This window comes from Acetobacter fallax (assembly GCF_011516735.1).
In the GTDB taxonomy this organism is placed as follows: Bacteria; Pseudomonadota; Alphaproteobacteria; order Acetobacterales; family Acetobacteraceae; genus Acetobacter; species Acetobacter fallax.
Map to the genome: position 1 here is coordinate 22,604 of NZ_WOSX01000037.1, position 10,266 is coordinate 32,869.

Genomic DNA, 10,266 nt, shown 5'->3' on the forward strand with positions numbered 1-10,266 from the left:
GGGGGATTGTAAGGGGAACCATCGCAAATTTGTCGCCGGGTAGACGTCGTTTCGTGGATGGGCTCAGGGTCAACAGTATTGTTCTGGTCGTTTTACTCATCATAACCGGTATGGTGCTTCATGCGACGAATTCTGTGCTGCATATGGATGGGTTATTTTTCGGGTTATTTTTGTTTCTCTTCGGTCTTCTGGTTATTGCGGCAAGAATCGTTCGCAGTCGGATCCTGGTGCTGATCTGCCAGGGGCTGATTTTTTTCCTGGCCGCCGGGTATTGCGCGGGGTTTTCAGCGCTTGCCGCCCTGCGTGTCGGGGCGCCGCTTTCAGACGCGCAGCTTGATGGTTGGGACCACTGGTTTGGTTTGCACACCGAGCGGGTGATTGTATTTTTTGCGTCGTTCGATGTGTTCAACCATGTATGGGGTGTCGTCTATAATCTGACAGTTCCAGGAATTATTCTGACAATTTTTATTCTTGGGCTCAGAAAAGACGAGGTGAGTCTTTACAGGCTGTGTTTTATTTTTTCAGTCGGGTCGATGACCTGTTCTCTCTTTAACCTGTTTTTCCCGGCGATTGGCACTGTTCTGTATCACGGTGTTTCGCCGGACATCATGCGCCGTTTTCCCGTCGGGGCCGGGGTTTATTTTAAAGGGCCATTCGAGGCTTATCACTCCGGTCGTCTCCCGGGCATCTCACCGGCGGCTTTGAGCGGCGTGGTGTCGTTTCCTTCCTTTCACGTGGTGATGGCGCTGATGACGCTGTTTTTTCTGCGGGGAAACCGGCTTGTTAACGGGATGGTCTTTGTTGACGTTGTTCTGGTTCTGCTCTCGACCATTCTTGTTGGAGGGCATTACTTTGCTGACGTCGCTGGCGGAGCCGTTCTGTTTTTCGGGCTCTTTTTCCTGTCCCGGCGCGTTGTGCAGTAATCGTCTGGCGGAAAGGTTTCCGGAGGCTGGCCTGCGCGAGCCGGGCTTGCCTGTGTGGTGGAATTGAGACCACATCCCGCGTGATCTGAAGGGGAGTGGATGATGTCGCATAGCATTGCTGTCGTGACCGGGGCTGGCGCGGGTGTGGGGCGCGCGACGGCGCGGGCTCTGGGACGGGCCGGGTTTGACGTGGCTTTGCTGGGGCGGAATGAGACCCGGCTGAGTGCGGCGGCCGTGGCGCTGGAGCGGGCCGGAGCCCGGGCGTTATGTGTGCCTGTGGATGTGAGCGACGCGGCAGCTGTGGAGGCTGCGGCGGATCGGGTCGAGGCGGAACTTGGACCGGTTGCGCTGTGGGTGAACTGTGCGGGCGCGACTGTGACGGGGCCGGTTGCCGAACTGGACGCGGCCGATGTGCGGCGCGCGACTGAGGTGACGTATCTGGGCACGGTGTACGGGACGATGGCGGCGCTGCGTCGGATGCGTCGTCGCGGGAAGGGTGTGATCGTCAATCTGGATCTGGCGCCGCGTTTGCAGAGTTTGCCGATGCAGGCGGCGGAGAGTGGTGCCCGTGGGGCGGTTCGTGGTTTTTGTGAGAGTTTGCGGACTGAGATCCTGCATGACGGGGATCGTATCCGGGTGGCGCTGGTGCATCTGCCCGCGCTCAATACACCGCGTTATGGCTGGACACGGAATCTGACGGGGCGTCTGCTGCGGCCGGTGGCGCCGGTTTATGAGCCGGAGGTTGCGGGTGAAGCCATCTGCCGTGCGGCATTTTATGATTGCGACGAAGTGTGGATCGGGGTTGGTGGCCAGGTGACGCGGGCGCTGAATGCGTTTTTGCCGCGCATGATGCGCCGGCGGCGGGCGCGTCTGGGATATTATGCGCAGATGGAGAGCATGCGGGCGGCGGCGGATGCGCCATCGGATCTGGACGTCAGTGTTCCCGGGTCGTTTTCCGCGCATGGGCATTTTGATCAGGAGACGCGGAAGGCGACGTCTCTGACGCCTGTATTTCTCTGTGCGCCGCTCCCGCGTTTTGCGAAATGGCTGGTGGCGGGGGCTGGTGGGCTGGGAATGGCAGCCGGTCTCTGGCATTATCGCGGGGGCCGTCGGGAACGGTAAATAGCAGCGGGCGTTGCCTGTACGGAGCGATCAGGTGGCGGGTCTGACGCCGGTTTGCCGGGAGGGTGACCGAAGGTTTTCGGTAGTGGATTTCCGTTGTGCGGCTGAAGTGAAGGGGACGCGGAGTCCATGAGTACGCTTGGTGTTCTTGGCTTTCTTTTTACTTTGTCGACGCTGTTTGCGCTGATCAATTACTGGACGTTTCGGCTGCCGATTACCATTGGCGTGATGGTGATCGCGCTGTTGTTTTCGCTTGGGCTGCTGGCGGCGGGTCCGTTTATTCCGATTTATGATGTGCATGGGATGATGCTGTCCCTGCTCGGGACGGTAGATCTGCCGACGTCATTGCTTGATGGCGCGCTGTCGATGTTGCTGTTTGCCGGGGCGATGCAGGTCAATCCGAAAGTTTTATTGTCCCGTCGGGTGCCTGTTGCTGTTCTGGCGCTGGCCGGGACGATTCTTGCGGTGCTGATTCTGGCCATGACGGCATGGCTGTTGCTGCCCCTGGTGGGGATGCCGGTGCCTTTATCCTGGTGTGTGATTCTCGGCGCCATTCTTGCGCCGACTGATCCGGTTTCTGTAGTGGGTATGTTGCGTCGTGCCGGATTGCCGGCACCGTTGCAGGCGGTGTTCGCGGGGGAAAGCCTGTTTAATGATGGCATCGGGATTGTTGTGTTTGGCGCGACGATCGGGCTGGCCACGGGTGATGCATCTCACGTGACAACGCAGGAAGTGATTGAGCGGTTTTTGCTGGAGGCGTGCGGCGGTGCGGCGCTGGGGGCGCTGACCGGGGTTGGGATGCTGTTTCTGGTTCGGAAAGCGCATGACCATGACATTGATCTTCTGGCATCGCTGGCGCTGGCTACCGGAACGTACAGCCTGGCGCATGCGCTGCATATGTCGGGGCCGATTGCTGTGGTGGTGGCGGGAATGAGTCTGGCCACGGAGTTTGGTCAGAGTTCGATGCAGGATGAATCGCGCGCGGCGTTGCGCGCATTCTGGTCGACGACCGATGAGGCATTGAATGTTCTGCTGTTTTTGCTGATCGGGCTGGAAATTCTGGCGGTTTCGCCTGGATATGGGGCTCTGGCAGGAATGCTGGTGGTGATTGTGCTGTCGCTGGTGGCGCGGGGACTGAGTGTTGGGCTGGCGGTATTGCCGCTTGATCTGCGTCGGGACAGGCGGGCGATTGCTGTGCTGATCTGGGGCGGGTTGCGGGGTGGTATTTCCGTGGCGCTGGCGCTGGGTCTCCCGGCGGGAGCGCTGCGGGATACGCTGCTGCCGCTGTGTTATGGCGTCGTGGTGTTTACGATTGTTGTGCAGGGGCTGACGATGGAGCGGGTGGCGAAGCGGCTTTATCCGTGATGTCTGGTTTTGTGTGGGTGGCTGAAAAGGTTGTCGTTCTTTGTCTCAGACCTGCGGAATGGGTGATGAGATTTACGGTGTGTTTTGGGATTGCGGACTGACAGAACGGGATGTTTTCTGTCGGGAATGCGAAGACGTTTTTCAGATCGATGTTTATCTGCGGCGCGTCTGAAGTGGCCTGGTTACGGCTGACCGGTACAACTATCCCGGTTCGGCTTATGTGGGCGGCGGGTCGGCGTTCAGTTTGCCGGCCCGGAGGTGTTCCAGGTGTGCTCGTTGAGTTTGCGGTGCATGTCGAGACCCTGGATCAGGCGGGCTGAGTCAGCGGGGGTGAGGACGAGGCCGACCGGGCCATAGGCGGGGTGCTGGAACGCGAGGACGGACCCCTGTGTGTCGCGGTCAAGCTGCAGGGCCCAGTTGGTGCGGCGGACGGGGGTGACATTGACGCCTTCGATCGGAGGGACGGTCGTGTTTGTGACCATACCGTTCCGCACCGCGCCGAGGGCGCTGATGAGGCTGGTGATGTCTGCGAGGTTCATCTCCAGCGCGATATTCTGCTTACCCGAGGTCAGTGTAAGGGCGGCGTGTGTTCTGTCTTCCGATGGTTCGATGTGCACATGAGGTTCTGTCGATTTCGGGCTTTTGGCCATGCTGGGCACCATTCTCGCTTGATGCATCGTTTCTGGACGGCGCATGCGTATCGGGAGCGCCATTCTGGTGGCGTTGACCTTGTATCATGCCGGACATTCGCCTGTTGCGCCAGTTGTTCGCTGCATCAGTTTTTTTGTGTCACGTCGGTCAGGGATCGTGAGGCGAGCGGGCCGGCTTGAATCCACCAGGTTGCCGCTGTCGGGTTGCTGCTGAGGGCCTGCGCAGCGGTGCGGGCGGCATCAGGGGAGTCGAACAGGCCGAAACAGGTGGCGCCGGAGCCGCTCATTCTGGAGAGCCGGCAGTCCGGGAGGCTGGCGATAGTGGTAAGGACGGTGCGGATGGCGGGGCAGATTTCGCATGCGGGAGCTTCGAGGTCGTTGGTCAGCCGGGCGAGATCGGTAGCCATGGTTTTTGCGTCAGGCCAGGAGGCTGGAAAGCTGGCGGCCGGTGAGAAGGTGTTGACGCGGGCTCTGAAGACGGCGGGAGTTGAGACGGCTTCGCCGCAATTGATGAGGATCATGCCGCAATCGGGCAGAGTGGGAGCGGGGCTGAGCTGTTCGCCGATGCCGCCCATGCGGGCAGGTTTTTGAGCAAGGCAGACGGGAACGTCGGCGCCGAGGCGGGTGGCGATGGTGTGGAGGCGGTCGGCGGGGGTGTTGAGGCCCCAGACGCGATCGAGCAGGCGCAGGGTTGCGGCGGCGTCGGCTGATCCGCCGCCGATGCCTGAGGCGACGGGAAGATTTTTCTCCAGGATGACGCGACCGGTCTGTTCGACGGTCCTGCCTTCGGCGAGGAGGCGGGCGGCGCGGATAACGAGATTGTCATCGCAGGCTTCGGTGGCGAGGGTCTGACCGAAGGGGCCGGTGAGTTCGAGGGAGAGCGGGGAGCCGGAGGGGATGTAGCTCAGTGTATCGGCGGCGCTGGCGAAGACGGCGAGGCTGTCGAGGATGTGATACCCGTCGGGACGTTTGCCTGTCACGTGCAGGGTGAGATTGATCTTGGCGTGTGCGGTTTCGCTGAGACTCACGGGCGCGTTCCGATCTGCTGGCCCGGCGGGCGGGCTTTGTCCTGTCATTCCGCTGCTGCGGACTGCGGTCTCTTAGCGCGGAAAGGAGATGCGGGCCAGAAAGACCGCTTTGCAGCAGAGAGATTTGTGGCCAGCATGGTCTGATGTTGAGGCGCGCCCGGACCAGTACGGAAATCTGCTTTTTTCTTGCCGGATTTGGGCTTGCGGCCTGGGCTGCGCTGGTTCCGTTCATGAAAGTGCGGGTCGGGTTGTCGGATGGCGGACTTGGGGTGTTGCTGCTTTGCCTGGGGCTGGGGTCCGTGGTGGCGATGCCGGTATCCGGAGTGCTGGCGGGACGCTTCGGGTGCCGGATGGTGATTTCGGGCGCGGCTTTGCTGGCAGCGGGGTTTCTGCCCTTACTTGCCGTCGTGTCGGCTGTGCCGATGCTCGGGGTATGTCTGCTGCTGTTCGGAGCGGGTGTCGGGGCGCTGGATGTGGCGACGAACATGCAGGGTATTGTTGTGGAGCGTCGGGCCGGGCGGCCATTGATGTCGGGGTTTCACGCTTTGTTCAGCGTGGGCGGAATTGCGGGTGCCGGTGGGATGGCGCTGCTGTTTGCTGTCCGTTTTTCCCCGCTGGCTGCGGCGCTGAGTGCGTCCTGGGTGATGGTGCTCGGGCTGGGATCGGTCTGGCGGGATGTGCTGGCGGAACGGGAGGAGAGCGGCGTGGGGCCGGTTTTCGCGATGCCACGCGGGGTGGTGTGGAGTCTGAGCGGGATTTGCTTTGTCTCGTTTCTGGCGGAGGGAGCGGTTCTTGACTGGAGTGGTGTGTTTCTGACGACGGTGCGGCATGTGGCGGTCGGGCAGGCGGGGTGGGGGTTTGCGGTTTTTGCGACGCTGATGACGGTGGGGCGGTTTCTGGGGAACCGGATTGTCGGGATGTTGGGGGCGGCGCGGGTTGTTTTGCTGGGGAGTGGGCTGGCGATGGAGGGGTTTCTGATCGTGTCGCTGATTCCGGTGACCGCTGTTGCTTTTTTCGGTTATGCGCTGGTGGGGCTGGGTTGTGCGAATATCGTTCCGATTTCGTATAGTGCGGTGGGGCGGCAGCAGGTGATGCCGGATCATCTGGCGGTCGCGGCGGTGACCATGCTGGGTTATGCGGGGATTCTGACGGGGCCTGTTCTGATCGGGCTGCTTGCCGGTGTGGCAGGCCTGAAGGTGGCGTTTCTCGTATTAGCGGGATTGCTGGTTTTTGTTGCTGTGGCGTCCGGGTGTGTGGAGACGGATGTGGGTTCCGGGGAGGCAGGGTGATGAGTCTGGCGACGTGGTGGCTGTTTCTTTCGACGGTATTTGTGCTGTGTGCGGTGCCGGGGCCAAACATGCTGCATATCATGGGGCGGAGTGTGGAGCTTGGGGTGAAGCGCTCGGTGCTGGCGATGCTGGGGTGTCTGTCGGCGATGGGAGTTGTGCTGCTGGCTTCGGCTGTGGGACTGACGGCGTTTCTGCTGGCGGTGCCGGCTGCGTTTGAGATTCTGCGTTATGGTGGAGCGGCTTATCTGATTTATCTGGGTGTGAGGGCGTGGCGGGCGGAGGTTTCGCCTGTGGATGTCGGGGTGGACACGCTGCTGGCGCCGTCTTTCTCTGTGGGACTGTTGTTTCGGGGCGGGTTTGCTGTGGGGATCAGTAATCCGAAGCTGCTGTTGTTTGCAGCGGCGTTTTTGCCGCAGTTTGTGAATCCGTCACGTGCGCACGGGCCGCAGTTTGCTGTGCTGATTGTGACGTTCATGCTGGCGGAGATGTTCTGGTACGCGGTTTATGCACTCGGTGGGCAGTCGCTGTCGCGGTTTCTGGTGCGGCCGGCGATGAAGCGGCTGTTTAACCGTGTGACGGGCGGGATTTTTGTCGGGTTCGGGGTCTTGCTGCTGCGGGTGCGTGTGGCGGGGGCGACGTAGCTGTCTGGGCGAATAAGAAAGATATTGTTGTTTCAGCCCGGTATCGCTTTGCAGGCTGCACAGTCTCCAGGTCGATGATTTATAGCAAATTGCCCCATTCCGCGATGGGGAATGCATCTGGCCGTCCCTCCGGGTGGCGCTGGTTCGATAGCAGATGATCCGGTGAGGAACGCGATCACCGGTACGCAGGCTGGATGTGTCATAGTTTTATTCCGGACCTTTGGCCGCAGCTGGTTTCAAAGGAGAACTGGAATAGAACATGTCTGCAAGGCGGAATTCAAACGCGAAGCGGTTCGTCTGGCCCTGAGCAGCAGTCTGTCGCGTGAGCGTATTGCTCAGGGTTTGGGCATTGGTGCTCCGACGCTGACGAAATGGGTCCGGAACAAAACCATGACACCCCCTGGAACACAGCCGCACGATCGACAGACCGTGACGCTGTGGTTCGATCATTTCTCGTTTTTGCTCCCGCCCAACCGAACAGAGGCACCCCACAAAAAATCACACTCCACCAGCAACAGGTCGAACTGAGCTTTGAGTGGAGAGCTGGAGGCTGTTTCAAAAGCCTCACTGCTGGCGATCCGACGCGCGTTTTCTGCGCTCCGATGCTCACGGCCGCACGGCCGTTACGCTTCCGTGCTCAAAAACACATGCCGGTCATACCTCTCAGGGGCGCTCTCGCTCAGCGAGAAGGCTTTTGAAACAGCTTCTTATACGAATCCTCATTTAATTTATTTTTGGCACGAATTTATAATTGCCAAATGAACATTATGGTGCCATAAAATACTCATATGGAGTTCTTGCTTCTCCTGGATAGGGATTTATCTACGAATGAGCTTGCAGCAGACAACTTACAGATCTTGCGAGTTGGACTACATCATAGAGACAGTTAAGAAGATGTGGTGGTATCAAAAAATTTTATGATGTCCTGGAAGTAATAATATCTTTTATATGCGAATTAAAATACCGTATCGGCAATAAATATAATTTATTATTGTAGAATAGGGTCATGCATTCGCGCACAGGTGATGGAAAATGGCGAAAAAATTTGAAGATGCGGAAAGAGTTCGTTGTACTCGTGCTCTTCCATCTTGCCATGAAAAACGAATGTCAATCAGGGCTATAGCAAAGCAACTGGGTGTAAGTCGTAGCTATATACACAGACTTTCTGTTCACATGGGGATATCGAGTGGTGCAATGAAGAACGCAACGATGCGCCGGCAACAGGCAGGATGGGAGCCACTGCGAACAGGCAGCGACATAACATGTGAGGCGATTGGAATGAAAGCATTCTTCAGAGACCAAAACGAAAGTTCACTTTCATCATTTGTGGTCAGGAGAGGTTTGTGCGGATGAGTAAAATATGTCGAGGAGACATTATAGAGTTTAGAGACCGGTATGCTATTGTTTTGGAAAAAACAAAGGCTGAACAAATCATATTTGTGCCTGTCGAGCTTAATATTGAATATAATCACCGAGCGCTTTTTATCGTAAGGAAAGTCGAATCTTTAAGCGATGAAAGTCTTATGCGTAATGGTATTCATGCCCTATGTATCATAGGGCGATCACCGATTAACGGTGAGATGAAAATTTGCGGACATCTGCATTCTCAGGATATTGATGATATAGAAGCAGTATCAGTCATGGAATATAACACACGTCGTAGTGAAAATACCAGGGGAGGAAGCTTTGAAAGCCCTCTTGCTCTCTCGGTTGGTGTGATGGCTGGTTCAGCCTCAGTATGGAATGGGAAGCGTGCTCCAACGCGTCGTGCCAGTCTTTAAATGAAGCGCGTTCGAAACCCTATGACACTGGGCGAATTTGTTGCGCTTTGTGATTGTGTGGTCAAGACGGGAAACAGTTCCCATTGCATGCGGCTTGTGGGGCGACCATTAGATGATCTCTATTATTTTCTTAAAAAAAACCCCGAAGAACGGGAACGTCTCACAATGGCCAGATCCCTGTTTCACGATGAACTGACATCTTCTGTTCGTGAACTGGCTTTTGCAGGTATTCCTGGTTTCAGGCGAGGCGAAAAGGGAAAAATTGTCACAGATACAGATGGGCAACCGATTGTCGATCGGGTACCCAATGCGCAACTTATTGCCGCAGTGCTAAGAGAAGGTTCGAACAGGCTCGCCAGAGCAGAAAGGAGTGATATTGTACGTTCTGTGAGTCCTAAGTTTTTGAACGAGGTGCAGACGATTGAAATGGAAATAGAATCAGATCCGCCGCCAGAGGTAATCGACATTGGCAGGAAATAGACGCTCGATTGACAAACGACATCCGTTAACAAATCCTCAAATGAATATTTACAGTGCAGGATGGAAATCGGAATCACGTTTCAGAGTGGCTGTCTGCGGTCGAAGATTTGGTAAAACATTCGAGGCTGCGGAGGAAATGCGGCGAGCTATAAAAATTGCCGTAGCAAAAAAAATCAGTCCTGAAAATGAGATATGGTACGGGGCACCAACATATAAACAGGCAAAGAAAATATTCTGGCCTCGTTTAAAAAACATAATACCGAACATGTGGCTAAGGTCGTCTCCACGGGAATCAGATCTTACCATGGAGATTGAACCCTACCGACATATCGTAAGAGTCGTAGGCCTGGAAAATTATGATGCTTTACGAGGGGCCGGACTTTTTTTCTTTTTAGGCGACGAGTGGGCTGATGTCAGGCCGGAAGCCTGGTCGGAAGTTATCCGACCAATGTTGTCTACAGCGCAAGGCCATGCACTTTTTATAGGAACTCCAAAAGGCAGAGATCATTTTCATGATTTGTACCTGAAGGGTCAGGAGGGTACAGATAAAGAGTCCGGGTGGTGGTCGTGTTCTTATACAACACTTGATGGAGGAAATGTTCCTGCGGCGGAGATCGAAAGTGCAAGGAAATGTCTCGATATACGACAGTTCAGGCAGGAGTATGAAGCCTCATTCGAAACATTCTCAGGGCGATGTATTTATGCATTTTCCCGGGAAAAATCACTAAAAAATGTATTTTATGATTCCAATTATCCCGTTCACGTTGGTCTTGATTTCAACGTCAATCCAATGTCAGCCACTATCTGGCAGGAACAAGCAGGAGAAAACGACGAGGTAATTTCTTGTCAGATAGATGAAATTATACTGCCAACATCTAAGTGTCTGACCGAAAATGAGTTGAGTGATTTCAGCGGGTTATGATTCATGGGTTTGCGATAACCTGATGAGATCAAGATGGCCTGGACTGAAATCACCCGAGCGCAGTA

10 protein-coding genes are annotated in these 10,266 nt (G+C 56.4%); 8 read left to right on the top strand and 2 right to left on the bottom strand.

Going from position 1 to position 10,266, the window contains the following annotated elements; translation table 11 throughout:
- The first annotated feature begins 53 nt into the window (after positions 1-53).
- From GOB85_RS14760 to GOB85_RS14770, 3 genes are all read left to right on the top strand, one after another.
- The gene (locus tag GOB85_RS14760; protein ID WP_173578250.1) at positions 54-923 is read left to right on the top strand and encodes a phosphatase PAP2 family protein; all 870 of its coding nucleotides are present in this window, start codon (positions 54-56) and stop codon (positions 921-923) included.
- A 99-nt stretch (positions 924-1,022) separates the two neighbouring features.
- Entirely contained in the window at positions 1,023-2,045 is a 1,023-nt protein-coding gene (locus GOB85_RS14765) for an SDR family oxidoreductase (protein ID WP_242011538.1), read from the top strand.
- A 129-nt stretch (positions 2,046-2,174) separates the two neighbouring features.
- Complete coding sequence (locus tag GOB85_RS14770) at positions 2,175-3,410, top strand: cation:proton antiporter (protein ID WP_173578251.1); 1,236 nt, start codon at positions 2,175-2,177, stop codon at positions 3,408-3,410.
- Positions 3,411-3,649: 239 nt separating this feature from the next.
- Here the strand turns inward: GOB85_RS14770 and GOB85_RS14775 are convergent, their stop codons facing one another.
- Positions 3,650-4,060, bottom strand: coding sequence for a hypothetical protein (locus GOB85_RS14775; protein ID WP_242011539.1), 411 nt, complete (start codon positions 4,058-4,060; stop codon positions 3,650-3,652).
- A gap of 125 nt (positions 4,061-4,185) precedes the next feature.
- On the bottom strand, positions 4,186-5,136 hold the full coding sequence (locus GOB85_RS14780) for a 4-(cytidine 5'-diphospho)-2-C-methyl-D-erythritol kinase (RefSeq protein WP_173578253.1): 951 nt from the start codon (positions 5,134-5,136) through the stop codon (positions 4,186-4,188).
- Positions 5,137-5,231: 95 nt separating this feature from the next.
- Here GOB85_RS14780 and GOB85_RS14785 point away from each other — a divergent pair, with 95 nt between their 5' ends.
- The 5 genes from GOB85_RS14785 (at position 5,232) to GOB85_RS14805 (ending at position 10,201) form a co-directional block, all read left to right on the top strand.
- A complete protein-coding gene (locus tag GOB85_RS14785; protein ID WP_173578254.1) occupies positions 5,232-6,377 on the top strand; it encodes an MFS transporter in 1,146 nt (381 codons plus the stop codon).
- Complete coding sequence (locus GOB85_RS14790; RefSeq protein ID WP_173578255.1) at positions 6,377-7,018, top strand: LysE family translocator; 642 nt, start codon at positions 6,377-6,379, stop codon at positions 7,016-7,018. Before GOB85_RS14785 ends, GOB85_RS14790 begins: the two co-directional genes overlap by 1 nt.
- 1,349 nt (positions 7,019-8,367) lie before the next feature.
- The gene (locus tag GOB85_RS14795; protein WP_173578256.1) at positions 8,368-8,799 is read left to right on the top strand and encodes a hypothetical protein; all 432 of its coding nucleotides are present in this window, start codon (positions 8,368-8,370) and stop codon (positions 8,797-8,799) included.
- A 21-nt stretch (positions 8,800-8,820) separates the two neighbouring features.
- Positions 8,821-9,279: a hypothetical protein gene (locus tag GOB85_RS14800; protein WP_173578257.1), complete on the top strand. Its 459-nt coding sequence runs from the start codon at positions 8,821-8,823 to the stop codon at positions 9,277-9,279.
- A 40-nt stretch (positions 9,280-9,319) separates the two neighbouring features.
- The gene (locus GOB85_RS14805) at positions 9,320-10,201 is read left to right on the top strand and encodes a terminase large subunit domain-containing protein (protein ID WP_173578258.1); all 882 of its coding nucleotides are present in this window, start codon (positions 9,320-9,322) and stop codon (positions 10,199-10,201) included.
- The last annotated feature ends 65 nt before the right edge of the window (positions 10,202-10,266 follow it).

Coding starts and splice junctions, on each gene's coding strand:
- GOB85_RS14785 (WP_173578254.1), top strand. CDS start 5,232: ATGTTGAGGCGCGCCCGGACCAGTACGGAAATCTGCTTTTTTCTTGCC.
- GOB85_RS14790 (WP_173578255.1), top strand. CDS start 6,377: ATGAGTCTGGCGACGTGGTGGCTGTTTCTTTCGACGGTATTTGTGCTG.
- GOB85_RS14800 (WP_173578257.1), top strand. CDS start 8,821: ATGACACTGGGCGAATTTGTTGCGCTTTGTGATTGTGTGGTCAAGACG.
- GOB85_RS14805 (WP_173578258.1), top strand. CDS start 9,320: ATGAATATTTACAGTGCAGGATGGAAATCGGAATCACGTTTCAGAGTG.
- GOB85_RS14770 (WP_173578251.1), top strand. CDS start 2,175: ATGAGTACGCTTGGTGTTCTTGGCTTTCTTTTTACTTTGTCGACGCTG.
- GOB85_RS14780 (WP_173578253.1), bottom strand. CDS start 5,136: ATGACAGGACAAAGCCCGCCCGCCGGGCCAGCAGATCGGAACGCGCCC.
- GOB85_RS14765 (WP_242011538.1), top strand. CDS start 1,023: ATGATGTCGCATAGCATTGCTGTCGTGACCGGGGCTGGCGCGGGTGTG.
- GOB85_RS14775 (WP_242011539.1), bottom strand. CDS start 4,060: ATGGCCAAAAGCCCGAAATCGACAGAACCTCATGTGCACATCGAACCA.
- GOB85_RS14795 (WP_173578256.1), top strand. CDS start 8,368: ATGAGTAAAATATGTCGAGGAGACATTATAGAGTTTAGAGACCGGTAT.